The organism is Pseudomonas lurida, assembly GCF_013522705.1.
Lineage (GTDB): Bacteria > Pseudomonadota > Gammaproteobacteria > Pseudomonadales > Pseudomonadaceae > Aquipseudomonas > Aquipseudomonas quebecensis.
Map to the genome: position 1 here is coordinate 21,593 of NZ_JAAMRE010000036.1, position 25,753 is coordinate 47,345.

A 25,753-nucleotide genomic window follows, 5' to 3' on the forward strand; every position below is an offset into this window, starting at 1 on the left:
GGTCCGCTAGCGCAGCGGCACATACACATCGGTCTGCCATTGATCCTGCGGCGTCTCGGGGTAGACGCTCAGGTAATGGAAGAACAGCGGGTGGTCGCGAAGCTCCTCGCCGCTGGCAGGCAGCCAATCGCGGTAAATCGGATAGATGGTTTCGCCGATATGATCCGGCGAGCCCACATGCCGCACCACCACGCAGCGCCCGGCAGGAATGACGCGCGCATGTACGCCAAACTCGTTTGGTGCCACCGCCGCGTCAATCTCGCCACAAACGGCGAAGCGAAACGCCTCCGGCGCGGTGGTATCGGGGTTGTTATACGGAATGCCAAACGTGCGGCTCGACGCCACCGGCGACTGGCCGCTCTGCTTGCGCCATTCGATAAATCGGCTGGTCGTCTGATTGACCAGCCCGGCGGGCCCGCAATGCTCAAGCGCGGCCACCTGGGTTTCGGGGAATTCTACAATGCGTAATTGCATGATGATCGTCCTGGAAAAGTGAGGGATAGCGAACACCGCATTCCAGGTCTGCCAGTTCGGCGCTTTCCTGAACGCACTCGGCGCCATACCGAACGCCCGCCGGAACGCCCGGCTGAATGCCTCCGGGCTATCGAAACCGGCACTGAGCGCGGCCTCCAGCACCGAATAATCGGCAGCGGTCGCCAGGCTATGGGCCGCACGACGCAGGCGCATCAGTTGCACATAACGCGACACCGGCACGCCGACAAACGCGGTGAACTGTCGATGGAAGTGAAACGCCGAAAAATTCGCCACCCGGCTCAACGTATTCACCGACAGGTCCCCTTCGAGATTGGCCTGGATGTAGGCGAGGACGGCGTTGAAGCGCTTGGTGTAGGCGAGTTGGGTCGGCGTTTCGGACACTGGGAGAAACTCCTGGAAGGGCGGTCGGCGATAGAGTCGACTATAGCGGGGCGCGCGTGCCTAGCCGGGTTTGCTCAAGGTGAGATTGGGGTAAGAGGCTCTACACAACGCGTTCGGTGAAAACATAACCTGAGAACACCAGGTTTTTGTGGTGAGCAGGCTTGCCCTGCGCTGGGCTATTAGTGGTCTGCCCCCATAGTCTTAAGCACGCTTGTTCGCTTCCTGAATAATGCCCGTGTATCTGGTAGCTGGCAGATATCGGCACATCGCCGCCAAGCGGCCTCCTTTGCGGGATATTCGCAGTATCAGCGACTTCCCTGGCTACGCCACAGCACAGGCCAATAAGCCTGATCCAGCCCCATGCAAGGGATCATTTCAGCCGCATGCGTGAGCGTGAAACCGCTACCGTCGTAACGCCAGCGCAGCGTAGTACCACAACCGCCCATCCTCATCGCTCTTTCCTGACTGCTAAGTACACCCGTGGCCGGATCAAACTCTACGAAGCCCTGGGGCTCTCGTTCCGGCAGGTTTGGCACTTCGGCGATTAGCGCTGCGCGCGCCTGCTCTGGGTGGTCCAAGGGTGCTTGGTAAATACTGTAGAAGCAGTTGTAGCCCCCACAGCCGGTTTCGATGATCACTAGTGCTTGATCTGAACTCAAGGCGTAGGCGCTGGCTTTTGGCGTGATGTCTTCATTCAGATCTTCTTGCCAGTCCTTGCGCGTAGCAACGACCACGGCATCCGCGATCTGTTTTGCTTTGTCCGCAGTTAGCGCGGCAGGTGCCTGCCAAATTGGCGCTATCGGAGCGGCAGGGGCTGACGGCACGCTGCTAGCGGGCGCCGGGCCCTTGGAGATCAATGCGTCCTGCGTGCCGACCCGCCCCTGAACCGAGTCCATCAGCAACAGCGCCGCACTCATCCCGCTTAGCGATGCGTACGATTTGCCCTCCTTGACCGGCAGCACCAGGTAGTTCCCATTGCGCAACTCTGTGATCAGGGCTTGGGCTGACGAACCGTTGAGTGCATAAACCTCGGGGGTATCGCCTTCTTTCAGTTCGCCACGTTCAAATTGAGACTTCAGCGGTTTGTCATCAAGTGTTGGCTGGCCACGGGTTTCTGTATAGCTGAACACCCCGACATGCAAGGCGCCTTGCGGGCCGGCTTCACGTGTGACTCGTATGCTGAACGTTGAAAAGCCCGTGTCATCGCGCTCCTGCACGGCACTGATCGCCGTGCATGTTCGTGTGTTATCGCAGCCGATAATCCAGTCCTTGATGTCACGCGCCAACGGGACTTTCTCGGCAGCATGAACGCAGCCAATGCCTGCCGCCAAAAGGAATGTGAAAATGCTACGTATCATCAGACAGACGCCTCTGTACAAGTAAGCGCCTATTAAGACAGAGTTTTTTGCTGATACCTATTGAATGGCCGTCAGTCACAACAGAATCGCCGCATTGAACAACCGGCGCTGCAAGTAGAAGCATGCAAACGGGGTGCGACCACATTTAAACAATGGGATCTGCCACCGACCTCTGCCTTCAACCCACTAACACGCTGGGCCGCTCACCGTAAGATTGTGACGGACATAATAATTGTCGAACTCACTGCTTTGGACGAACTGGAAACCATATCGGGTATAAAAACGATTCCAGGCGCTTTCTTTGAGGGCACTTACTTTAATCGATCTTGTGTCGAGGAAGTAGGCTTGGCGATGATCGTGCGAGCCGAGTTTTTCGGTGCCGATGGCACTCGCTATCTGGGATACGTGCACTGGAGTCTGATTGAACATATTAACCATCGACAACCCACGCTGTTCCTCAATGACGGCACAGTTGTTTCGTTCTGGGCAGGAATTGTTAAACCCATCCTGGGATGAAGCCTCAGATGAAGCGAAACGGAGTTCTTTCCCTATCACATTTGAGTCTGAACCATTACTCGGGCTCACGCCGATGGTCGGCTTCTTGGAAGGGATGTATTACTTGGATAGCAATGACCAGATTTCTTGCGTTTCGATGGGTGAAAGGCGAGGACGGTAACTACCCTCATCTGGTTTACAGCAGTGACTGATGCGGCAAAAAAGCCAGCGCGAGTCGCCTGGTTCTGACCGCTTTCTGACTGTGGTGACCGGCAAAAATCGACCCCATAGCGGCCCTTAGCGAAGAGCAGCTACCGCCATAAAGCTGCTGTTGGGGTCTGGGGTGCATTGTCGAGAAGCAAGCAAAGGGGACGCTCGACGCCTAGGGCCTATTCGCCCTTGGCCATTTCAACTCTCCCCATCTCCAACGCTCCGCTGAGCAGCACTGCATTTCGTACACGGGCGGGAAGGATAGTGACAAGGGCTGCCATTAGACCGTGTCGCCAGTGGCCATGAGATGAGAGTGTGTGGCCTAAATGAGACAGCGCTGCGCTGGCAGCCAATTCTGCTGGAATGGTAATGGCAGCTGGTTCTGTGCCTGCTGCCATAGCTGTCGCCATGACGGTGGGCTGAAAGGACAAAACGTCGAGTTGATCTGAATACTCAAATGCCAGCGGAACAGTGAGATGATCAACGAAAGCCTTGCAGGCTCCATAGATCTGCGTACCCGGCCAATAAAAGCGTCCCACAATGGAGCCTACGTTCAGAAGCGCCGCACGTCTTCCTGTCGAGGAGCTGTGCCTGAGAAGTCCAGGCAGCAACGTATGGGTCACGATAGCGGTGGTACTGACATTCACAGCCAGCAAACGGCGTAGAGTTGCAGTCGGCACATCCGCATAACGCCGATGTACTGTGGTGCCTACACAGTTGATCAGCACCGAGAGATCAACATCCTCTGCGGCGGCGGCCAGGGCTTGATAGGTGTGTGGCGCCGAATCCGACAGGTCAAGCGCGACAGTTCTAACTTGAACCCCCAACTCCTGCAACTCGCTCTGGAGGCGATCAAGTTTGGACTGGGTACGTGCTGCCAAGATCAGGTTAAAGCCGCAGTGGGCTAATTCGCGGGCGAAAGCTTTACCCAAACCGTCGCTGGCACCAGTGATGAATGCCCAGCTTCCTTTACCGTAGCGTTTGGCTAAAGATTCGCCGTTGAATCGCGCTGGTAGCCAGAGGTAGATCCAAAGCCAGCGTGCTAGCTTGACTAATGCCCAAGTCAGAAATGCTGCGCCGGAAATCTGCAGTACAGCCAGTAAATTCAATGCCATCGAGATACCTCCAGAAGTGGATGGATGCTTGAAAAGTCTCATCGCTACTGTGGTAACCAAGGGCAGCGGGCTATGTCGAAACATCAGCCCGTTAGCTGCCGCAGATTGGTCAGAGCAGTGGTGAAGGCCAATCGTGCTTCTCTGGCGTTATGTTGTCATTTACATATGTTCAGATGCCGGTTTTGTCTGCGCTCGCTTTCAGCTTTCGCCGAATTCGGCTCAAGTGAACTGGGGTCACCCCCAAATAACCTGCAAGCACGTGCATGGGAATTCTTGCCAATCGATCTGGCTGAGTGGAGAGCATGCCCAGATATCGTTCTGTAGGGGTTTGCGAGATGGCACTGGTGTAGAGCTTGATGTAGTCGACCAGTCGCAACTGCGTGAGTGCCAGCAACTGAGTCTGCAAGATTGGTTTCGAAAGGGTGTGCGCCAGAACGGTGTCCCGGTCTAGCACGCACAGGTGGCACGCTTCCATCGTGATAATTTCCAACTCGCTTGGACAGCCGCTAACCAGACTCTCCAGAGAGCTTACGACCTCGCCCTCAAAAAAGAATTGGACGCTGGTATCCGTTCCTTCTGCGTCGCGCACGCAGATCCGCACTGCACCAGCTTTGATGAGGTAGAGGTTTTTAGCGAAGTCTCCCGACCGTAATAGGGCATGGTTGGCCTCTATGTGGAGGTGTTTGCCGTACGTTAGGAAGAAGTCGCCTAGGACAGTGTCTAGTTGCATGAACGCAGTACCGCACAAGGAATGGGGGCGCCGGTGTCGACAGGCCGCTTCTGGCCGGTTGCTGCCCGTCACGAACGGCAGAAATCGGCCAAAAGCTGCCAAAAGCTGCCGTTGAGATTGACCATAAGGTCAGGCGGGCGCCCATACCCGCCCATGTTCGACGCATAATCTTTCACTGGAAGCTATAACACGAGGCTGCTCTTAGGAGATAGATCTTGGGCTTCTTATAACTTGGCGCTCGAATGATCGAGGTGCTGTAAAAGCGTCTCCAAATCTCCTACAAAAGTACTTTCAAGTGCTGGAACTTTGGCGAATTGCATAGGCACGATGCCACCTACGATGAGGCATGAACAGATCCTTGGGGTCTCGATACCGATATAGCGCCCTAGCTGTGTCAATCCTTGCTGAAGGCGGTCTACCCGCATGAGGTGGCGCAGTAGCTTGTCTGGCTTACCGTTCTTTCGCGCCCCTTTGTAATCCGAAAGTAATGCAGCGATTTCCGAGTAGTTTCTGCGGAAGGTAAGGTCCTTGCACTCGATGACCAATACCTCTGGGCGGTCATTGTGCCAAGCCAGCACATCAACATCTCCGTAAGCGCGTTCCAGTTTTTGTTTGAGAATCGCTGAAAGCTCGATGTTTTCTAGCGCTTGCCAGCCGGTAGACCGGAGCATCTCTGCGACCTCTGCATTGAATGTGTGACCTTCGTTGGCCTTGCCCCACCATGCATCACGCATCTCTGGGGTGGTGAAGAAGTCCTGGTCGATTGTTCCGGCATGAGCGCCGCGGAGCACGTTAAAAAAGCCACGACGCACGAGCGAAGGCAAAACCAAATATGTCGGATCGTCGTTGAGGTCCAATTGGACTATGGGACGACTTACTACTGAGAGACGACGGCCAAATCTCCAGGGCAGAATGTCCCGCCCTTTGAAGCCACTGGGTGGCGTACTCCAAGAGTCCCGCGTGACTAAGGCGAAGCGGTCAAGGAAGTGGAGCGCTGCTGGCTGGTCAGCGGCGCTACCCAGCAAGTTTAGTAATTGACTTTTTGTCATCATTAGCACCGCCTCTTGTTTGACGATCCCATCATTTTCTAGCACATCCAGCATTTTTCGGCCGTCGTCAATAGTGAACCCCATTTCCTTCTTCCAAGCTTGGAGGAACTCATCCTCCAAAAGATTCGCCGTGGAGTCCAAGGTCACTGGAGCCGCATAATACCGATCATGGTCTGGCGTTGAGCGAACATAGCGGTCGCCCATGACTGTACTGAGCATAGGTGTTACCACAGTTTCAGCGAACGCGTCGGTCAGCAAGATTTCCCCTAGCGGCGAAATTTTCAGTCGAGGCTCCAAAGCTCCGTAGTAAATTCCATCGGACCAGCTACCCAAGCGGTTCAACAGAGATATCTCGGCGAAAAGAGCTTCAATTTCCAGATTTGAGGGAATTCGGCCATCGCCTAAAGGGCATGCACAGATGGCCATTTCAATCAGGATTCGGCTGCATATCTGCGTAGTCGCCAAGGCCGAGAGCTTTTCGACGACCGTGCTGCGCGTGGCAGGCGTGTCACCATGCAAACCAAGGACTGCGGCGGATGTTCGTTTCCAATGCTGCTCGTCAGCCTCTCCGACCGCATGATTGATTAGTAAGCGTTTGGTCAGCTTGTAGCGATTCAGAGTTTGCAGTTGAGCCATCACATGCTCGACCCGTTTATCGACCAAGGCATTTAGGAATGCACGGCATTCAGCGTCCCCTTCGATGTGATTGGATCCCTCGTGAACCGTCCAACCAAGGCCGAGCCGTAACGTGGCGCTATCAATGTCGTCGCAAACAAGAGGTTTAGCCGGTAGTGTGTCCCGTACATAGTCAGTGAAGGCGTGAGCATGCATGCGGTGAAAATGTCGGCCGCGATCATTCGGCACGGCTCGAGCCAGAATATCGCTCGCAACAGCGCTCATCGGTGCTTTCGCTACCAGCGCGGCTAAAGCCTGGATAGTGATTTTGCTGAGTATACGTTCAGCAATGTTTTGCGGATTCTGAAATGCATGAACATAACCTGGCAAGAAGGTAATGGTTGCCTCGTGAGCGGACGTGATTCGAAAACGGATAAGGGTACCGAGGTCTTGCGGGACCTCAGCGTCGTAGCGCTCAAACTCTTCTTGTGAGTCCTCAAAGCAAAATAACAGTGAGTATGTGGCGGACAGAGATGCGAGTTCTTCCGTAGCATCGACGATGCGGGCTACGCGTGCGACAAGCATTTCCCAAAGCCGGTAAACCAAATCGCGTGAAGTGACTGCAGGGGCAGCGAGGCGTACCCAAGTCGTGGGTTTCCCCAGGCACGCAGCAACCAATTCACCCTGCTTTAACGCGGTCAAGGAAACATAGATGCGTGAATCTGCGGAGTTCGGGAAATACGGTTTTTTCTGTAAGCGCTCCAAGTAGTGAGCCGCTCCACTGCTATCCATTCGGACATGAAAATCACGCGTATAGTCCGCGCGCGCGCGGACGTCACGTAAGAGATTGAGAGGAGGAGAAATGACCAGCGGCGATTCTGGGCTGATTCTCCCTTCTTCCAACTGCGCATGGGGAATCAAGTGCCCGTCATTCAATTCGACCCAGCCGATTAAATTCACGAGACCGTTGAGGTTCATGATTTCAACCCCTGCTGGCTGCAGGGTGTCTACGGACGTTTGTAAGCGCCAGAATCGCCCCATCGCCATAGAATCAAGATCGCTTAGCCGAATCAGGTCGGCGAGCGCAATTGTTTCGGTTTTCCAACGCAAGTCATCTATGCGTGGTATTTGAATGCCCATCCCTTTGCCCCAACCGCAAAGTACGAACAGGTGGATACCTGCATGGAAAGATTTCTTTGATTGGGCCATTGTCGCCGCAACGGCCACTTCAAGATCTCGCGTCATGCTGTCACGTGGAGCCGCCGTATATTTGAACCCACCATCTCGATGGGTTGCTATTGACGGCAAAATGAAGTGCATTGCTAGAACGTGCCCGTAGTCGAACTCAATCAAGGCGCTGGCATATTGATCGACTCCTGAAGAGCGCCAATGCACCGGACATCCTGAAAAAGTGCCGAACAGCTGAGTCTCGAAGACCTTACGGCTCAACAGCTTGGCGTAATTTCGGTTGAAGTTTTGTACCTGACTGGTCGCTAACACGTACGCGATCACGTGATCACGCAGAGCGATCGATATCGCGGTAGGCAACATTGCGATAAGTCCATCGGCCGTTTCCAACAGAGGTTGGCGATCAAGCTGACTGAGTCCCGGCTCATGTGTTCGCAGCGCTTCGCAATCCTTTTCAACATTGAAAAAAGGCTCCAGGTCCTCACGTTGGACGCCTCTTGAACTTAGGGCCTCGAATCCTAAAAAGGCACGTCGTTGGAGTTCAAACGCCTGAGGTAGGTCTTCAACAATCAACTGGGCCATGATCTTATCTGAACCAGTCTGATACCGGGTCAGGCCTGATTGCTTACAGACCTCATCCGCGACTACCAACAATGCGCGTACCTCCTTGCGAAGACGTTTATATTGAGGCGTGTCAGGCATCCCTGACAGCAGGTCCACGCAGCATTGGGTGTAGAAGCCTGCATTCTCCCAGAGGCCTTCGAGCAGTAAAAAGTCTTCCTGGTCATCCGCAACCAGGGTCACGAAGACATCTTCAGCAGCATCCTCCCCCGAAGTCGCCTCAGACTGATCAATCATTTCAAACCACCTAGCGGCATCCACCAGGTCAGGTTGTTCCACACCACGAGCATTCACGAAAGCCAATGCGACCAACAACTCCAAGCGCAATGTATTTGACTGGTAATCGGGATGAGTCAGCAGTCCGGCCAGCAGGGCAAGGCTTGTACCTTGCTCAAACTTCTTAAGATCCATCAATAAATCAGGAACAACACTCTCTACTTCAGACAGGGGCAGGTGGAGTGATGCCCATCTCATCCGCTTGGCAAAAAGCTGTTCAAAGGCTTTCATATCAATTGAAGGGGATACATCCGATGTAGTTTCCATCTGCCGTCCTTTGTCTTGTCCATGAATGTTGTGCACCTCACGTCAATGACGGTGCAGTCATGTCATCATGCCATCCACCAAGGCACATGGCAGCATCGTCCGCAGAGTTTGCTACGCCTGATGCACTGAGCATCTGCGTGACCTATAGATCTCGGACATTTCTTCGTTAGGATCTTCCTTCATGCGCATGGTCCACTGCCTTCAGTGAAGATCATCGAGGGTGGAGCAATGCGGTTATGGATGACCGGCAGCTCTTGGCCGATAGCGGTCGCTTTTTAGGATCCAATGACGGCAGCGGTCGCTTGCCGATGTCTGAAGCAAACGTCGATATCGGACAGCTCTAAGCGACCAGTAAACTTACGCTGACAATTGCTTCGACTCTTTGGGCTCGAAAGAACGCCGCACGGGTCATTATGGGTGAAAAAGTATTTGAGCCGTTCGACTTACTCCGTAGGCATCAAAATTCGCGCTTCCACTCCAATTTCTTGAAGGAGAAAGAGTAGCCCTCCGCCTTCGATGAGCTCGATCGGCTTGTCTTTAGCAAATTCGAATGCATCTGGACCATAACCGCTAGTTGTAACCAAAATTCCCTTATTGGCACCTTCATTCATCATCGTTCCGTAGAGGTCACGAACTGCTGAGACGCCGACGGTGTGTTTATACCGCTTTGCTTGGATAACCACCTTTCCACCTAAAATCGGACGAGGGTCGTACGCAATACAATCGACTCCTCCATCGCGGGAGGATCTAGTGAGTTTTGACTCCAATCCCATTTTTCCAAACAAATTCGCTACGAGCGCTTCAAACTCATAGGGGTTCAAATCCATAAGATTTGTGGCTGAGCTGAGTTGAGACGCAAGATCTTGTTGATCAACAAAGCGCTTGTCGACCATGTTGAATTCAATTATTGGTCTGATCGGTTGTGCCTCGCTAGGTGATCGCGAAACATGCGCACCGAGATTTTTAAGGCAAATGGAACGATCAACGCGTGCAAGATCGATTTTCGTAAACGTTTCACGGGTAGCTCGTACTGATACGAGATGTGGCTGCACACCAAGTCCGGTCGCAGGATCGATAGTATTTACGTAGCCGTTGAAACAACATACCTCTATAAACTCTCCTTGGTCTGCCTCATAAAGCTCATGGATACACCTGAGTGCAATACTTGCGACAAGATCGGAATATAAAGATTTGATTTCTGCGGGTTTGCGTTGCTTAGTAGTGACCTCGTCCTTGGACTTTACGTAGCGGTACTCTGAAACTTCAGGAATGATCTCCGATGTAGGCAGCTCGTATTCGACTACAAGTTGTTTTGATTCAGGCACGAAGGCCAAAGAAAAATTCTGCGGAAAGCCTTCTGGATAATCAGATTTTTCAAGAACCATGCTGCAATAAGCAATAATCGACTCCGGGTCTCCTTCATAGTAGGAGTAACGGAACGCATCGACTTCGGAGTCGCGGAGTGCCTTTTTTTCAAGGAGCGCGGACAAACCGTCGTCATAGATATTCCGCGCGCTTTCCAGCGCTTCCAGACGCTGCATATTCTGAGCTCTACATTCTTCTTCACTTGCGTTGAATTGTTCTAATGCGGCCCTCAGCTTATCAGCATGTTGGACTTTGAATTTTGGTATAAACGAAAGATACCAGGGCAACGGAGCAACCTTCGAGGTGAAGAACTCCTGTGAAGGCCCCGCGACAGTAGTAGTCAACGCTTTCGCTGGAGTAAAGGGGGGCGGTTTGTCAGTGACTCGAAGGGAGTCGAATGTAACAGTATCATCCACCATCAATGCTGCCGACAAAATGGATTGCAATCCTTCTATCCAAAATAGAGTGGTTGCGTTTCCGTCGCGGACTTCCTGCTCGCGAAACTCCAAGTAATTTTGTTTTGCAGCTCGCTCAGATTCGCGATCATATCGAACCCGTTCACGCTCGCGAATCGCATGCGCTCTGAGCTGCTGGCGTTCAGCACGATCAGCTGCACGGACAACTGCACGGCGCTCTGACTCATTCAGCCTCTGCTGTTTCGCTGTCTCCCGGGCAATTGCTCGGATTACTTTCTCGAATCCACTTCGCTTTGCCATACATGCCGCCTCCTTACTAGTGGCATGATGGTATCAAAAGATAATCCTCGCTGAATACGGAGTTGGACGTTTCGGGTTGCGTACCAAAAATCAATTTTTTCAGTTTGAGGTGACCGCTTTTAGCCGACAGCGATTGCTAGCCGATGTCCGCTTCTGGCCGATTCTGTTGAAAAAGTCGAATGATAATTCCACAGCGGAAAAGTACGCGCCTGAGAATGAAATCTGAATTTTTGGCAGTAGGTTCAGGACTCAGATTTCACGTAGCAGCGTGCAAAAGAGGTCTTTTCACCCATCAGTATTCGAGCGTTTGGGCAAGGCGACTTTTTCAACACAATCGGCCGATTTCTGCCCGTCACAAAGAGCTATATCTGCATACGGCCCTTTGTGAGTCAACCTATCAAGTCAGTGTTGGTTCCCCTGGACTCTTCTTCCTTGCCCCTGCAATTGCTGCCCGTTCAACCCTGAACCAGACCGCAGTTCAACACCATAGGTCCGGTCGACCCGCCGATGCGTGGAACGACCCGCTGTGCCTTTCAGTCTACCTGTACCTATTCATCGGTAAGGTACGGCGTAATGGATAAGACAATCACCGTGGACCAACTGGCGACCACTGACCTCAGATCGGTCAACGAGATCTGGCTCGGCGACACGCATACGCAGCTGTGTCTATGGCGTGGTGAGCAAGTGTTCACCCACGAGATGCTCAGTGAGGGCACCCACGATCAGAATGTTCGGCGCCTGTGCTTGCAACTGGTCGATCCTGACGATCAGGCTGCGGTGGCCCGTGTTGAGGTGATCGTGCGCGAACGGCTGGTAAAGATGGGCAAGGAGGGCGAGTTTTATCCGGCGCAAGAGGCGGACACTTATCAGTAATCGCGCTGCCGCTGAGCAAGTGGGCGGGCCGGTCATGGCCGAAACCGGCCCATCACGCCTGCAATCGGTCTACCATGCACGCCCCGGCAGTGGTTCCACGCGCTACCGTTCTTTTCCTCAATAGGTACCGCAATGTCCATCGAGCATATTTCCCTCCCTAAAGGCGTCGGCCCGCATGCCGCCAAGCTTCTTGACGCCATTACCGGCGCCGCCACCCATGAAGAACTCAACCGCGCCGGGGGTAAAGCCGAAGGGTTTGTGCTTGGGCTGGAAGCCAGCAAAGCGATCAAGAGCCAGGTCGCCGAGTCGTTGTATGTGGCTTACGACGACGCGGCGAGCCATCGGGCGGATGAGTTGAAAGGTTAAGCCGAGCAGGGCGCTTCGCGGTCGAGGAGGCGGGCGGTGAGCAGTACGCCGAGTTCGCTCAGTTGGTGGATGGCCAGGGCGATGTCGCGGTGTTTGCCGCTGAGGTCTTCGGACAGGTCGAGCAGCAGTGTGCTGACGCTGGTGAAGGTTTCGTAGCTGTTGGTGATGAGGCTTTCGGTGCTGGCGTCGGGGGTGACGCTGAAGAGGGTGGTTGAATCGATAACCATGGTTAAGTTCCTTGCTCGAGGCCGCTTCCCGTTCGCTACTAAACAAAAGGGAGGCAGCTGTACGCAGGTTAGTAGACCGGTGGAACCTAACAAAACCGGCGCACCCGGAGGTGCCCTGCGCACAGCCGCCATCAAGCACAGACGCCGGAGCGTCTGACAGATGATGCTTATGCAATCGTTAGGTTGAATCGTGGGCTACTAAACCCGATCCCTGAGAAATTCAGCGACCGGGCAACCTTAGAGACGGCCACCCCAGCGCACAAGCCGGCGGATTCTGACGCAGGCGTAGGCAAGGGAGCAAGGCGTCGCAGGGTATTCGGATTTTGCCTTCAGACGATTTTCGCCAACACCGTCCACATGCTCCGATCAGAACCCCTGGCTGACGCTGACACCGCGCATGATGGAAAACCTGGGGTCGATCAGCTTGAGGCCCTGTTCACCTTTCACGCGGCCGACCGTCACATGGTAGGTCTTGGGCGCTTCGGAAAGGTTTTCCGGGTGGCGCGTGAGTTTTGCCAGGGCCGGGGTTTTGGCCCAGGCGGCCATGGGCATCTGGCGGATATCTAGGGTGACCACCCAGGATTTGTCCACGGCGGCGCCCATTGGGTCGGGGTTGGGGCTGATGTCCTTGATCTTGGCGATTTCGTAGCCTTTGGAATAGCAGAAGCCCGGTGCTTGTTCGGTGTAGGCCGTGCGACCGGCTTCGGTGAGGCTGTAGGTTTTGTCGCTTTTGGCCAATAGGCCGGCGTCGACCAGGGCGTCGAACGCCGGTGCGTTGCCGCTGGAAACGGCGGCGCTGAAGCCTTCGCTCAAGGTGACCGGGAAGCTTTTGAACATTGGCGCGCTGACGCAGGCAGGGCCTTGCAGCTGGGGTTGGAGCGCCGTTTGAATGTCCGTGTCGGACGGGCTGTCGCTGCAGGCGGTGAGCAGCAGGGCGCTGGCGGCGAGGGCCATGGCGTTGAGTCGCATCGTTTTATCCTTGACGATTGAGGGCGGGTCGGCACTGAGACTGTCACGTTGAGTAAATGTTTCCGCCATTTACAGCGGTGCATTATTGTGGCCGCCTTCGCCTGAATAAGCACCGCCGTCCGCAGGAGCGCCCATGACATTGACTGTCGACACTTTCCTTTCCCTGGCCATGGCCAACCCGCTTAACGTAGAAATCACCGCGCGCCTGCCCGACCTGGGTGTGGCGCAGTGCATGCTCACGGCGGGCTGCCTGTTCCAGGCGGTGTGGAACCATCAGGCGAATCGACCGGCCGATCAGGGGGTGAAGGACTACGACGTTTTTTACTTCGACCCAGACCTGTCCTACGAAGCTGAAGACGCGGTGATTCGCGCGGCGCAGGCGTTGTTCAAGGACTTGGGGGTGAATGTCGAGGTCAGGAATCAGGCGCGGGTTCACCTGTGGTACGGCCAACGTTTTGGTCGACCTTACCCCCAGTTGCATTCGGCCCGCGACGGCGTGGATCGTTACCTGGTCGCCGGCACCTGCATCGCTTTGGAGGTGGCGACGGGTGAGTTGTATGCACCTTACGGGTTGCAGGATGTGGCCGAGGGCGTACTGCGCATCAACCCGCTGCACTCGGAACCCGCGTTGTTTGCGCAAAAGGCCCTCAGTTATCAGGCGCGCTGGCCCTGGCTCAGGATCGTCGCGCCCGGTTCAGCCGAGTAGGCCACCCAAGGCGGCGCAGCCAGCCACCACCAGCCACGGCGGCAGTTTGCAGACCATCAGTGCGACGAGCGCGAGGACTGCCAGGGCGACGTCGTACAGGTTGAAGATCGCGCTGGTCCACACCGGGTGGTACAGCGCCGCCAGCAACAGGCCAACCACCGCCGCGTTGACCCCCGCCAACGCGGCCTGGGTGCGTGGGCTGTGGCGCAGGCTTTGCCAGAAGGGCAGGGCGCCGAAGATCAGCAAGAAAGATGGCGCGAAGATCGCCAGCAGGCACACCACGCCGCCCAGCCAGCCGCTGGGGGCTTGGTTCATTGAGGCACCCAGGAAGGCCGCGAAGGTGAAGAGCGGCCCCGGCACGGCTTGTGCGGCACCGTAGCCGGCGAGGAAGACGTCATTGCTCAGCCATTGCGGCGCCACCACTTCAGCTTGCAACAACGGCAGCACCACATGACCGCCGCCGAACACCAAGGCGCCGCTGCGGTAGAAGGCGTCCATCAGCGCCAGGCTGTGATGGGGCAGCCCATGCGCCAGCGCCGGCAGGCCCACCAGCAGCACGGCAAACAGCAGTAACCACAAGGCCCCGGCGCGTCGGCTGAGGGGGATGGGCAGTGCGTCGGGTTCAGTGGCCAGTGCAGGTTTGAATAGCACCAGACCGGCCAATCCAGCGGCGGCAATCACGCCCACCTGCGCCCACGCCGAGGGTTGCCACAGTACTGCTGCGGCCGCGAGCAGCATCAGCAGCACCCGCGTTACGCCCCGGCACAGGTTGCGCGCCATGCCCCACACGGCTTGGGCGACCACCGCCACCGCGACCACCTTGAGGCCATGCAGCACACCGGCGGGCACGGCCGTACCGTAGTGGGCCAAGCCCAAGGCAAACAGGATCAGCAGCAGCGCCGACGGCAACGTAAACCCGGCCCACGCCGCCGCCGCGCCGCCGTAACCGGCGCGGGTCAGGCCCAGGGCGATGCCGACCTGGCTGCTGGCCGGGCCGGGCAGGAACTGGCACAGGGCGACCAGTTCGGCATAGCTGCGCTCGCTCAGCCAGCGTCGCCGGGTCACGAACTCCTCGCGAAAATACCCCAGGTGCGCAATAGGGCCGCCGAACGAGGTGAGCCCCAGGCGCAGGAAAATCAGGAACACCGCCCAGGGGCTGCTGTGTCGATCGCTGATGGGAATGGTCAAGCGTGGGCTCTCGGGATGGCGGGTTGAAGGCACGGTACTCAATTTTAATGACGGCTGAAAGCGCGCGATCCGACGCGAATTTCCGACCCGCATTGAATTTATGCGCGCCTGCTTGAGTCATTTGAAGCATGCAGACCGCTTGGTTTTCTTTCCACTCGCCCCGCTGACCTCAGCCAAGGACCGACGATGACCTTCTTTATCTTCCTGCTCGCCTGCGCCGCCGCCGCCAGTACCGGCATTATTTTCAAGCCCGGCGCATGGTACGACTCTCTGGTTAAACCGAGCTTCACACCGCCCAATTGGTTGTTTCCGGTGGCGTGGACGATCATCTATCTGCTGCTGGCCTGGGCCGGTTATCGCTTGAGCCTGATCCCCGGCAGCCAGATGGTATTGGCGCTGTGGGCGGCGCAGATTGCCTTGAATACCTTGTGGACCCCGGTGTTTTTCGGCGCCCACCGGCTGTTGGCGGGCATGGTGATTATCGTGCTGCTCTGGCTTACTGTCGCCGCGATGGTGGTGCTGGCCGTGCGCCTGGACCTGCTCACCGGCTTGATGCTGTTCCCGTACCTGGCGTGGCTGTGTGTAGCGGCGGCGTTGAATTTTTCGATCCTGCGTAATAACCGCTGATGGCCCTGCAGCCATGGCCCGCCAGTGCGACCGAACTGGCCCAGATGCGCCGCTTCAACCAGAAACTGGGGTGGATGCCGCGCTTCAAGATCCGCAATCGCGTCACGCCGCGCGTGTTGCAGACGTTGTTGCGCATCAGCCAGAAAATCAAGAAAGGCCCAGCCGCTGAAACCCGCTTGATCCGCCAGGACGGCATGCAGGTGCCGGTGCGCATCCTGCGTCCCAGCGGCCCGCCCAAAGGCGTGGTACTGGATATTCACGGTGGCGGCTGGGTGATCGGCAATGCGCAAATGGACGACGACCTCAACCTGGGCATGGTGCGCGCCTGCGACGTGACCGTGGTGTCGGTGGACTATCGGTTGGCGGTCGACACACCGGTCCAGGGCTTGATGCAGGACTGCCTGGCCGCCGTGCGTTGGCTGCTCGGTGAGCCGGAGTTTGCCGGGTTGCCGGTGATTGTCGTCGGGGAATCGGCCGGCGGGCACCTGGCGGCCGCGACGCTGCTTGCATTGAAACAATGGCCGGCGCTGCTCGAACGGATCAGCGGCGCGGTGCTGTATTACGGCGTGTACGACCTCACCGGCAGCCCCAGCGTGCGGGCGGCAGGCCCCGATACGTTGCTGCTGGACGGGCCAGGGATGGTGGACGCCTTGCGCCTGCTGACGCCGGGGCTGAGCGATGACCAGCGTCGGCAGCCACCTTTATCGCCTTTGTACGGTGATGTGGAGGGAATGCCGCCGGCCTTGATGTTCGTCGGCGAGCTGGACCCGCTGCTGGACGACACGCGGTTGCTCGCCGAACGCTGGCCGCAGGCGCAGGCGCACTTGCTGCCGGAATCGGCCCACGGGTTTATTCACTTTCCGGTGGGCATGGCGGATGCGGTATTGGCGTATAGCCGACAGTGGATCAGCGGTTGCCTCACTAGGGAACAGTCTTCGCTCTAACACCGCGCATCACATCGATAGTGGGCCTGACGACTCTTTTCGTGGTGAGTCGACGTGATGTGATGAGCGGTTTTTTGTGGTGAGCAGGCTTGCCCTGCGTTGGGCTGCGAAGCAGCCCCACTCCAGACAATGTGGTTTCATCTGACACGCCGAGGTGCCTGGGTTTGGGGCCGCTTCGCAGCCCAGCGCGGGCGGTGCGACGATTCGACAAGCCCGCTCACCACAACAAGCCTATCCACCAACCATATAGAGCAATCCCCAGAATCCGCCCCACGTCGACGTGATGTGATGAGCGGTTTTTTGTGGTGAGCAGGCTTGTCCTGCGCTGGGCCGCGAAGCGGCCCCACTCCAGACAATGTGGTTTCATCTGACACTCCGAGGTGCCTGGGTTTGGGGCCGCTTCGCAGCCCAGCGCGGGCGGTGCGACGATTCGACAAGCCCGCTCACCACAACAAGCCTACCCACCAACCATATAGAGCAACCCCCAGAATCCGCCCCACGTCGACGTGACGTGATGAGCGGTTTTTTGTGGTGAGCAGGCTTGTCCTGCGCTGGGCTGCGAAGCGGCCCCTCGTGAGACCACCGCGTTCACTCAGACAAACCGCGTCGCCAGGTTTTGGGGCCGCTCCGCAGCCCAGCGCGGGCGGTGCGACGATTCGACAAGCCCGCTCACCGCAACAAGCCTATCCACCAACCATATAGAGCAACCTCCAGAATCCGCTCCACGCCCTGGCTGTTCGATCAGTTGGACCGCAATCGCAGTATCTGCGCCCCATCGACCGGGTCGGTCAGGTAGTGCGCCTGCACGCCAAAGGTGTCTTGCAGGCGTTGCGGGGTGAGCACCTCCAGCGGTTTGCCCAGCGCCACCAGGCGCCCACGATCCAGCACGGCGAGGCGGTCGCAGGTCAAGGCCTGGTTGAGGTCATGCAGGGCGATCAGGGTGGTCACCGGCAGCGCTTGCACGCCTTTGAGGATCGCCAGTTGGTGCTGGATGTCCAGGTGATTGGTCGGTTCGTCCAGCAGCAGGATCCGGGGCCGTTGCGCCAGGGCGCGGGCGATGTGCACGCGTTGGCGTTCGCCGCCGGACAGGCTGCGCCAGGCGCGCTGGCTCAGGTGGGTGGCGTCCACGTCGACGAGGGCCTGGCGCACGATGGCGTCGTCCTCGGCGGCCCACGGGCTCAGCGCCGACAGCCAGGGCGTGCGGCCCAGGGCCACGGCGTCGAACACGCGAATGGCGTCGTCGGTGTCGGCCTGCTGTTCCACCACCGCCAGTTGCTGGGCGATGGCGCGGCGCGACAGGTCGCCCAGGCGCTGTTCGCCCAAGCGTACTTCGCCCCTGGACGGCGTGCGCAGGCCGGCGAGCAATTTGAGCAGGGTGGACTTGCCGGAGCCGTTCGGGCCGACGATGCCCAGGGTTTCACCCAAAGCCACCTGCAGATCGATCCCGCGCAGCAGCTCGGCGTCACGCACCTTGAAGCCCAGCGCCGTGCAGCTCAACACCGTCATCGCGCGTTCCTCCGGCCGATCAGGATCAGCGCAAACACCGGCGCACCCACCAGCGCCGTGACCACGCCGACCGGAATCACCTGGCCTTTGATCAAGGTGCGCGACAGCACATCGGCGGCGATCAGAAACAACGCGCCGCCCAACGCACTGGCCGGCAGCAGGCGCGAGTGTCCGGTGCCGAGCAGCAGGCGCACGGCGTGGGGGATCACCAGGCCGACAAAGCCGATGGAACCCACAATCGACACCATCACCGCCGTGACCAGCGCCGCGCAGCCCACCAGCACGATCTGCACCCGCCGCACCGGGATGCCCAGGGACGCCGCCGAGTCGCTGCCGAAGGTGAACGCATCCAGCGCGCGACGATGCCACAGGCACACCGCCAACCCCAGCAGCGCGACCGGCACCGCCAGCCACACCGACGGCCAGCGCACGCCGCTGAGGTTGCCCAGCAGCCAGAACAGAATGCCGCGCGCCTGTTCGGAACTGGCCGATTTGGTGATCAGGTACGCGGTAAGGGCATTGAACAGCTGCGAGCCGGCAATGCCCGCGAGGATGATCTGGCCGGTGCCGCTGGACGAACCGCTGGCGCGCGCAAGCAGAATCACCAGGGCAAATGCCGCCATCGCGCCGACGAATGCACCGGCCGAGAGCGACACCAGTCCACCGCCCACGCCCATCAGCGCCACCAGCACCGCGCCGGTCGACGCGCCGGCGCTGATGCCCAGCAAGTACGGGTCGGCCAACGGATTACGCAGCAGCGATTGCAGGATCACCCCGCACGTGGCCAGCCCCGCACCACAGGCGGCGGCGACCAGGGCGCGGGTCAGGCGGTAGTTCCACACCACGCCTTCATCAATGGGGTCGAGCACATAACCGGCGTGCCACAGTTTGTTGGCGAGCACCTGCAACACCACCTGGGGTTCGATGGCGGTTTCGCCGATGGCTACCCCGGCGAGTACCGCAGCGAGCAGCAGCGCCAGGGCGAGGAGGGTGCGCAGCAGGCTGGCAGTCATTGCGGCAGGTCGTAGCCGTCGATGGCGCCGGCCAGCTGTTCCAGGCCATCGAAGGTGCGTACGCTGGCCTGCAAGGCCAGGGCGTCGAGGATGATAATGCGGTTATGTTTGACCGCGTCCATGTTGCGCGTGACCGGGTCGCTGCGCAGGAAAGCGAGTTTCTTTTCATGGTCGTCGGCGGGGTAGCGACGGCGGTCCATGCGGGCGATCACCAGAAAGGTCGGGTTGGCCTTGGCGATGGTTTCCCAGCCGACGGCGGGCCACTCTTCGTCGGACTGCACCACGTTGCGCAGGTCCAGGGTTTGCAGCATGAACTCGGGCACGCCCTTGTGCCCGGCCACGTACGGGTCGCTGGCCATCTCGGAACTGGAGAACCACACCAGCGCGCTGGCCTGCTTGAGGCCCTTGCCCTGGGCCGTGGCGACGGCCTTGGCCAGGCGCGCCTTGAGGCTGTCGTTCAGTTGCTGGCCACGGTCCTGGACGTCGAAGATGGCCGCCAATTGGCTGATGCTTTTGTAAATGGTGTCGATGCGAAACGGCTCCAGCCGCGTGCCGTCGGCGCCCACCAGGTTGTCCTTGCCTTCGCAGTCGGAGGGCAGCAGGTAAGTCGGGATGTTCAGCTCATGAAACTGTTCGCGGGTGCCCACCACGCCCTGGGGGCCGACCACCCATTCCAGCTCGGCGGCCACCAGTTGCGGACGCTTGGCGATCACCGCCTCGAAGCTCGGTTCGTTATTGGCCAGGCGCTCGATGGTGTCGTTCTGCGCCTTGAACTGCGGCAGCACCGGGTTGAACCACAGCGACGTGCCGACCACCTTGTCGCCCACGCCGAGGGTGTAAAGCATCTCGGTGGCGGTCTGGCCGATGGTCACGCTGCGCGCGGGCGCCTGGGCAAAGGTCAGCGTGCTGCCGCAGTTCTGCACCGTCAGCGGGTAGTGAGTGGGCGCGGCGTGAGCCAGGGTGGCCAGGCCGAAGCCGGCGAGCAGGGCGGTAGCGCGTGGCAGCATGGGGCGTTCTCCGTGTGGACCGTACGTGCAACGGGGGAGGTACGCTCATGGAAACACGCCCTTGAACACCGGCGCCAAGGGCCGGGCAAGGAGGTCCTTCCCGGACACCCCGCCGGTTAGTGATCTTGCTGGGCCGGCAGGTCTCCTGACTGATGCGTCATCGCCACGCTCCAGCCTTCCCGGACGCGTCCAGTGGCAGTGGGGAGCAGGCTCGGCACCTACAGTTGCGGGGGCAGTTCCGATTGGCGCGGGTGTACCGCGCTTCGGATTCCCTATTAGTCCCGTTCGGGAACCGGCGCGGTATGGTAGTCGATCAGGGCGAGGCGATATAGCCCGAAGAGCGCCCGGTCACAGACGAATGTCCTGCGGGCCGTGGATCAGCGTCTCGATTCGCGTGCCGGTGGCGCGCTCTTCGTTGCTGAAACCGTCATAGTCGGCCAGGTTGGCGAAGCGGATACCGGTCAGTTGTTCGATCTGGATCACACTGCGTCGGTAGGTACGCAGTGGGCCGAACACCAGATCGAGCTGCCCCAGCTCACGGCTTTGGTCGATCATGTAGGCGCTGGCGGAAGGCTTGCCGTCGTCGCCCAGATAGGCCACCACTTTCCAGAAGGCCTTGGGGATTTTAACGCCACGGTAGACGCGGTCGTCGTCGGCGAACACCGGGCCGGTGAATACTGTCGCCCGGGCTTTCCAGCGCTGGGTGTTGTCCAGGATGTAGTCCTCCAGTTCCAGCCAGGTCTTCTGGTTGAAGCCGCTCATCTGCGGTGAGCAGTTGGTGAAATGGAAGGTGTCGAAATTGGCCGTGTTCGCCTCGTCGCCCCAATTGGGGTCCTGGCGCCGCACCAGGTGGCCACGGTCCAGGCCGTTGCCGGCATAAAGGTCTTCGCCGATCTGCGCGGCGATCGGCAGGCGGCCATCGTAGGCCCAGGTATCGTTGCTGCGCACGATATCCACGTGGTGTTCGCCGTCGATATTGACGCCCACATAAAGTGCCAGTCGCCGCGAGCGCGACAGGGTGATCGAAAAATGCGTGTAGTCCAGGCGCCCGGGCTGCACGTCGTCGGCGATTGAGTCGTCGACCGTGGGCCACGGCACCGCGAAGCTGCTGAGAAAGTCCTCGGCATAACCGCGACGGTCCTTGAAGTCCTTGGCGGCGGTGACGCGCGCGGTCGCGGCCCTGGCCTCAAGGAGGCTCGGGCCGGGCGCGACCAGCGGGCGCAGGTCGGCGAGGCGTGGGCGGTGTGACAGGTCGATTGTGGCTTTACGTGCGGGCATAGCGATTCCTTGCGGGCCTTGGGTAAATACTACTGCAACACAGATTCATGACAATTTGGGCCAGGCAGTGTCCGCAAGGCTATGCTGGAACGGTCAACCGGATATTCACCACACGCCTTATGGAGCAAGCCTATGTGTGTTCACCCTAGCCGCAATCCGATTTTCTGCCTGATCCCGCCGTACATGCTCGACCAGATCGCACGCCACGGCGATAAAGCGCAACGGGAAAATGCCCTGCGCACGCGTGCCAAGGACAGCACATTCCGTTCGCTGCGCATGCTTGCAGTGCCTGCCAAAGGCCCGGCGCACATGGCGCTGGCCATGGGCGCGGGTAAAAGGCGGTCGATCTACACCGCCGAAGGCTCCGATAGCCTGCCGGGCAAGCTGGTCCGAGGCGAAGGGCAGCCCGCCAGTGGCGATGCGGCCGTGGACGAAGCCTACGACGGCCTGGGCGCCACCTTCGATTTTTTCGATGAGGTATTCGACCGCAATTCCATCGATGACGCCGGCATGGCCCTGGACGCCACGGTTCACTTTGGCAAGGATTACAACAACGCATTCTGGAATTCGGCCCAGATGGTATTTGGCGATGGCGACCAGCAGTTGTTCAACCGCTTCACCGTGGCGCTCGATGTGATTGGTCATGAGCTGGCCCATGGTGTCACCGAAGATGAAGCCAAGTTGATGTACTTCAATCAATCCGGTGCGTTGAACGAGTCGCTGTCGGACGTGTTCGGTTCGTTGATCAAACAGTACGCGTTGAAGCAAAAGGCAGAAGACGCCGACTGGTTGATCGGCCAGGGGTTGTTTACCAGCAAAATCAAAGGCACGGCCCTGCGTTCGATGAAGGCCCCCGGCACTGCATTTGACGACAAACTGCTGGGCAAGGACCCGCAACCGGGGCATATGGACGACTTTGTGCAAACCTACGACGATAACGGGGGCGTGCATATCAACTCCGGTATCCCCAATCATGCGTTCTATCAAGTCGCCACCCGGATTGGCGGGTTTGCCTGGGAACGCGCGGGGCGCATCTGGTACGACGCGTTGCGCGATGCGCGACTGCGACCCAATTCCGGGTTCCTGCGCTTTGCGCGTATTACTTATGATGTTGCCGCCCGACTGTACGGCGAGAACAAGGAGGAGCACAAAGCAGTCAAGGAAGGCTGGAAAGCGGTCGGCATTAATGTCTGACAAACCGCCTGGGCGGTGAGGAACAGCGATGCACATTTCGATCAAGGAAAACGGTGGGCCGGCGTTTTTTCCCGGACTGGCCAAGCCCCGCACGGTGGAACTGGACTCACTGCCCGAGCCGGACCAGCAGGAGTTGCGCCAACTGGTGGAAGCATCGAAGTTTTTCCAGTTGCCGCAAAGCAGCACACCGCCTCCCGGCAACCCCGGGCAGGTGCACTACACCCTGACGGTGTCCGAAGGCGAGCGCGAGCACACGGTCTGCGTACTGGCGCCGGTGAAGTCGCGGGAGCTGGACGGGCTGGTGCAGTGCGTGCGTCGGCATACCCGTTGCTGACGCTCACGTTGGCCATGCGGGCGTTCGCGCACGCGCGGCCAGCGAGGCGCCGAAGAGGTATAACGCACCGCCGGCGATCACGAACAGCGCCAGCATGTAGAACATAGAGTGGGCGGGCTGTGTGGCCAGCACGATCCCGCACAACACCGGCCCCAATGCCGCGCCGACATTGCTCAGGTTCTGCGCGCCGTAGTACATGCCGCGCAGCGGCTCGGGCGCGATGTTGTCGATGAACATGTATTCGACCGGAAACACGACGATTTCACCCAGGGTGAAAATTGCCATCGCGGCCACCCACCCCACCAGGCTGGTGGACAGGCCAAACCCCGCCAGCCCTACCAGGAACAGGCCGAGCCCCGCCATGAGCCAGAGGTTCAGGTGCCGGTGGGAAATACGCTTGCCGATCACATACTGCAGGCTGATCACCATCAACGCATTGGTAGCCACCACGCTACTGATAATCCGGTACGTTGCTTCGGCGGTGGTGGTGACCACCAGGTATTGCGACAGATACGCGGTGAATTGCCCGAACACCACGGCGCTGAGCAGGCCGCCCAGGGTAAAGCACACCAGCCGGTAGTCACTCAACAGCAGCTTGCCCACTGCAAGGAACGGCGCGGTCGGCTGGCTGGCCGCAACCGGTGCCAGGGTTCGGTCGCCCGCTGCGTAGTACATCACCAGGAACCCCGCCCCCAGCCCGGCCGACGCAAGGAAGGGCAGGCTGATAGCCAGGGTTGCCAGGCCGGCACCTAGAAAAGGCCCGACGGCATAGCCGATATTGGTCAGGGTGTACTTGATCGAAAACGCTTCGCTGCGCTCGGCGACGGGCAGCAGCCTGCCGAATCCGGATTTCACCGCGATGTCGATGACGGCATACGCCAGGTTGATCGAGACCAGGCACAGGTAGAACACCCAAAGGTCGCGCGCCCCATATGCGCCCAGAAAACCTGCGGTAAACACTGCGCAACACCCCAGGATCAATCGGTAGCCGCGCGCTCTGTCCACCAGGAAACCGCCATAAAGGCTCAGCAGCGAGCCGACGATCAACGTACTGCCGATCACCAGGCCGATATGGGCGACGCTCAGCGCAAATTGGCGCGACAGATAGATAACCAGATAGGGCAGGGTAATCGCACGGGCCAATGTCAGCACCAGGGCGGCGCAGAGCAGCAGGTTAACGGTACGGGGGTAGTTTTTCAGTGTGGTCAGCATCCTGGCCTCAAGCGTTGGGTTAACCCACCAGAGATTACTGTGGAGCGTGGTTCTGATTTAGGATGGTTTTTATCAAGTGCTGTGAACTCAATTCATGAATACGGAACGTGCATGTTCTCCTCCGAACGTTTGAAAGGTATCGATGTGTTTGTGTGCGTGGCGGATTTCGGCAGCTTCACCGCCGCCGCCGAAAAGATGAACCTGACTGCGTCCGCCGTCAGTAAAAGCATCGCGCGCCTGGAAAAGCGCCTGGGCGCACGACTGTTCCAGCGCACCACGCGGCGCCTGTCGTTGACCGAGGCTGGGGGCTCGTTCTATCGCACGTGCACGGGCGTGCTCGCCGACCTCGAAGAGGCCGAGCGTTGCCTGCAGGCCGAGCATATCGAGCCACGTGGGCGGGTACGCATCGACCTGCCCGGCGCGTTCGGACGTTCACAGGTGCTGCCGGTCCTGCTGCCGGTCTTGCAGGCTCATCCCTTGTTGATCCCGCATATTTCGTTCAGCGAGGGGCTGGTGGACCCGATCAAGGAAGGTGCTGACATTGTTGTGCGTATCGGTGGCGCCGAGGCCTGGCCGCCGTCGATGGGGCACCGTGTGCTCGCCCGTGAATGGCACACCCTGTGTGCTTCACCGGCCTACCTGGCGAACCATGGCACCCCGTTGCTGGAAGCGGACCTCGACCAGCATCGCTGCATCGCCTATGGCTGGGTGGATGGGCGCATCAGCCCATGGAACGTGGCGGATGAACGGGGGGCGGTCCGGCACAGGCAGGTTATGCCGCAGTTGGTGGTCGGTAATGGGGAGGGGTTGATGATGGCTGCGCTGGCAGGTTGCGGTATTGCGCAATTCCCATCGTGGTTGATTCAGCAACCGTTGCAGCAAGGGGCATTGGTCGAGGTGCTGCCGCAGTTGGCCACCGAAGGCGCAGCCATCAGCGTGGCCTGGGTCAAGCGCCGCGAGGCACTGCCCAAGGTGCGCGTGGTGTTGGACGCCTTGATGGCGGGGCTGAGTTAAGGCCCTCTGTATCCGGCTGCGGGAGGCATCAAGTCGAGGCCAGCAGCCTTTTCACTTCGGCGACAATCAGGTCGATATTGAAGGGCTTGGCCAGTACCGCGTCGAACAGGTCCGAGCGCTGCATGCCGATGTGCGCCTGCGCGCCGCTCATCAAAATGATCGGCAGATGATTGACGTTCGGCAGGGCGCGCACCGCTTCGGCGAGCTGTTGGCCGTCCATCACCGGCATCATGAAGTCGGTGATGATCAACGACGGGCGTTCGCGCTCGAGCACGTCCAGTGCCTTGCGTCCGTTGCTCGCTGTAACGACCATGAACCCCTCATCCTCCAGCGCAAAGCCAAGGATGTCGGCGATCAGATATTCGTCATCGACGACCAGGATGGTGGTCATGTCAGTCCAACCCACACAAAGAC

At 58.9% G+C, this 25,753-nt stretch carries 23 protein-coding genes, 1 pseudogene and 1 riboswitch; of the genes and pseudogenes, 8 read left to right on the plus strand and 16 right to left on the minus strand.

Features of this window, described 5'->3' with window-relative positions; genetic code table 11:
• Positions 1 to 6 precede the first annotated feature (6 nt).
• The 7 genes and pseudogenes from G7025_RS23895 to G7025_RS23925 all read right to left on the minus strand — a co-directional run bounded on the left by G7025_RS23895 (position 7) and on the right by G7025_RS23925 (position 10,881).
• Positions 7 to 876: an AraC family transcriptional regulator gene (locus G7025_RS23895; RefSeq protein ID WP_181081487.1), complete on the minus strand. Its 870-nt coding sequence runs from the start codon at positions 874 to 876 to the stop codon at positions 7 to 9.
• Positions 877 to 1,181: 305 nt separating this feature from the next.
• Positions 1,182 to 2,234 (minus strand): DUF1176 domain-containing protein, encoded by a 1,053-nt coding sequence (locus G7025_RS23900; protein WP_181081488.1) that lies wholly within the window; start codon positions 2,232 to 2,234, stop codon positions 1,182 to 1,184.
• Between the two features lie 186 nt (positions 2,235 to 2,420).
• A pseudogene (locus G7025_RS26895) lies at positions 2,421 to 2,555 on the minus strand (GNAT family N-acetyltransferase); the annotation flags it as partial.
• A gap of 563 nt (positions 2,556 to 3,118) precedes the next feature.
• Positions 3,119 to 4,054 (minus strand): SDR family NAD(P)-dependent oxidoreductase, encoded by a 936-nt coding sequence (locus G7025_RS23910; RefSeq protein WP_181081490.1) that lies wholly within the window; start codon positions 4,052 to 4,054, stop codon positions 3,119 to 3,121.
• A 169-nt stretch (positions 4,055 to 4,223) separates the two neighbouring features.
• Positions 4,224 to 4,784 (minus strand): Crp/Fnr family transcriptional regulator, encoded by a 561-nt coding sequence (locus G7025_RS23915; RefSeq protein WP_181081491.1) that lies wholly within the window; start codon positions 4,782 to 4,784, stop codon positions 4,224 to 4,226.
• Between the two features lie 224 nt (positions 4,785 to 5,008).
• Positions 5,009 to 8,800, minus strand: coding sequence for a hypothetical protein (locus tag G7025_RS23920; RefSeq protein ID WP_181081492.1), 3,792 nt, complete (start codon positions 8,798 to 8,800; stop codon positions 5,009 to 5,011).
• A 443-nt stretch (positions 8,801 to 9,243) separates the two neighbouring features.
• Entirely contained in the window at positions 9,244 to 10,881 is a 1,638-nt protein-coding gene (locus tag G7025_RS23925; protein ID WP_181081493.1) for a restriction endonuclease, read from the minus strand.
• A gap of 573 nt (positions 10,882 to 11,454) precedes the next feature.
• On the opposite strand from G7025_RS23925, the gene G7025_RS23930 reads away from it, so the two are divergent.
• Positions 11,455 to 11,754, plus strand: coding sequence for a hypothetical protein (locus tag G7025_RS23930; RefSeq protein ID WP_094066784.1), 300 nt, complete (start codon positions 11,455 to 11,457; stop codon positions 11,752 to 11,754).
• 132 nt (positions 11,755 to 11,886) lie between these two features.
• The gene (locus G7025_RS23935; RefSeq protein WP_181081494.1) at positions 11,887 to 12,120 is read left to right on the plus strand and encodes a hypothetical protein; all 234 of its coding nucleotides are present in this window, start codon (positions 11,887 to 11,889) and stop codon (positions 12,118 to 12,120) included.
• Here G7025_RS23935 and G7025_RS23940 read toward each other — a convergent pair.
• Both G7025_RS23940 and G7025_RS23945 read right to left on the minus strand, forming a co-directional pair.
• Positions 12,117 to 12,347: a DUF6124 family protein gene (locus G7025_RS23940; RefSeq protein WP_034136847.1), complete on the minus strand. Its 231-nt coding sequence runs from the start codon at positions 12,345 to 12,347 to the stop codon at positions 12,117 to 12,119. The two genes, G7025_RS23935 and G7025_RS23940, sit on opposite strands and share 4 nt — an antisense overlap.
• 366 nt (positions 12,348 to 12,713) lie before the next feature.
• On the minus strand, positions 12,714 to 13,316 hold the full coding sequence (locus G7025_RS23945; protein ID WP_181081495.1) for a hypothetical protein: 603 nt from the start codon (positions 13,314 to 13,316) through the stop codon (positions 12,714 to 12,716).
• Positions 13,317 to 13,449: 133 nt separating this feature from the next.
• Here G7025_RS23945 and G7025_RS23950 point away from each other — a divergent pair, with 133 nt between their 5' ends.
• Positions 13,450 to 14,022, plus strand: coding sequence for a nucleotidyltransferase family protein (locus G7025_RS23950; protein ID WP_181081496.1), 573 nt, complete (start codon positions 13,450 to 13,452; stop codon positions 14,020 to 14,022).
• Here the strand turns inward: G7025_RS23950 and chrA are convergent.
• On the minus strand, positions 14,011 to 15,204 hold the full coding sequence (gene chrA, locus G7025_RS23955; RefSeq protein ID WP_308811983.1) for a chromate efflux transporter: 1,194 nt from the start codon (positions 15,202 to 15,204) through the stop codon (positions 14,011 to 14,013). The two genes, G7025_RS23950 and chrA, sit on opposite strands and share 12 nt — an antisense overlap.
• A 192-nt stretch (positions 15,205 to 15,396) precedes the next feature.
• Between chrA and tspO the strand changes: the two genes are divergently transcribed.
• Positions 15,397 to 15,837, plus strand: coding sequence for a tryptophan-rich sensory protein TspO (tspO, locus tag G7025_RS23960; protein ID WP_034099216.1), 441 nt, complete (start codon positions 15,397 to 15,399; stop codon positions 15,835 to 15,837).
• Complete coding sequence (locus G7025_RS23965; protein ID WP_181081498.1) at positions 15,837 to 16,781, plus strand: alpha/beta hydrolase; 945 nt, start codon at positions 15,837 to 15,839, stop codon at positions 16,779 to 16,781. Before tspO ends, G7025_RS23965 begins: the two co-directional genes overlap by 1 nt.
• Before the next feature lie 741 nt (positions 16,782 to 17,522).
• On the opposite strand, the gene G7025_RS23970 is transcribed toward G7025_RS23965, so the two are convergent.
• From G7025_RS23970 to G7025_RS23985, 4 genes are all read right to left on the minus strand, one after another.
• On the minus strand, positions 17,523 to 18,287 hold the full coding sequence (locus G7025_RS23970) for an ABC transporter ATP-binding protein (RefSeq protein WP_181081499.1): 765 nt from the start codon (positions 18,285 to 18,287) through the stop codon (positions 17,523 to 17,525).
• Positions 18,284 to 19,288 carry a FecCD family ABC transporter permease gene (locus tag G7025_RS23975; RefSeq protein ID WP_169869018.1) on the minus strand — a complete coding sequence of 335 codons (1,005 nt, stop codon included), beginning with the start codon at positions 19,286 to 19,288 and terminating at the stop codon, positions 18,284 to 18,286. The genes G7025_RS23970 and G7025_RS23975 overlap by 4 nt, the downstream gene beginning before the upstream one ends.
• 8 nt (positions 19,289 to 19,296) lie before the next feature.
• Positions 19,297 to 20,307, minus strand: coding sequence for an ABC transporter substrate-binding protein (locus G7025_RS23980; protein ID WP_181081500.1), 1,011 nt, complete (start codon positions 20,305 to 20,307; stop codon positions 19,297 to 19,299).
• Positions 20,308 to 20,425: 118 nt separating this feature from the next.
• Positions 20,426 to 20,619, minus strand: a riboswitch (cobalamin riboswitch).
• Between the two features lie 36 nt (positions 20,620 to 20,655).
• A complete protein-coding gene (locus G7025_RS23985; RefSeq protein WP_181081501.1) occupies positions 20,656 to 21,585 on the minus strand; it encodes a DNA/RNA non-specific endonuclease in 930 nt (309 codons plus the stop codon).
• Positions 21,586 to 21,717: 132 nt separating this feature from the next.
• Here G7025_RS23985 and G7025_RS23990 point away from each other — a divergent pair, with 132 nt between their 5' ends.
• Complete coding sequence (locus G7025_RS23990; protein WP_181081502.1) at positions 21,718 to 22,779, plus strand: M4 family metallopeptidase; 1,062 nt, start codon at positions 21,718 to 21,720, stop codon at positions 22,777 to 22,779.
• Positions 22,780 to 22,807: 28 nt separating this feature from the next.
• Positions 22,808 to 23,113 carry a protealysin inhibitor emfourin gene (locus G7025_RS23995; RefSeq protein WP_181081503.1) on the plus strand — a complete coding sequence of 102 codons (306 nt, stop codon included), beginning with the start codon at positions 22,808 to 22,810 and terminating at the stop codon, positions 23,111 to 23,113.
• Between the two features lie 3 nt (positions 23,114 to 23,116).
• Here G7025_RS23995 and G7025_RS24000 read toward each other — a convergent pair whose 3' ends face one another.
• Complete coding sequence (locus tag G7025_RS24000) at positions 23,117 to 24,325, minus strand: MFS transporter (RefSeq protein WP_181081504.1); 1,209 nt, start codon at positions 24,323 to 24,325, stop codon at positions 23,117 to 23,119.
• A gap of 111 nt (positions 24,326 to 24,436) precedes the next feature.
• On the opposite strand from G7025_RS24000, the gene G7025_RS24005 reads away from it, so the two are divergent.
• Positions 24,437 to 25,339, plus strand: coding sequence for a LysR family transcriptional regulator (locus tag G7025_RS24005; RefSeq protein WP_181081505.1), 903 nt, complete (start codon positions 24,437 to 24,439; stop codon positions 25,337 to 25,339).
• A 28-nt stretch (positions 25,340 to 25,367) separates the two neighbouring features.
• Here G7025_RS24005 and G7025_RS24010 read toward each other — a convergent pair whose 3' ends face one another.
• Positions 25,368 to 25,730, minus strand: a complete 363-nt coding sequence (locus G7025_RS24010; RefSeq protein WP_181081506.1) for a response regulator — start codon at positions 25,728 to 25,730, stop codon at positions 25,368 to 25,370.
• Positions 25,731 to 25,753 lie beyond the last annotated feature (23 nt).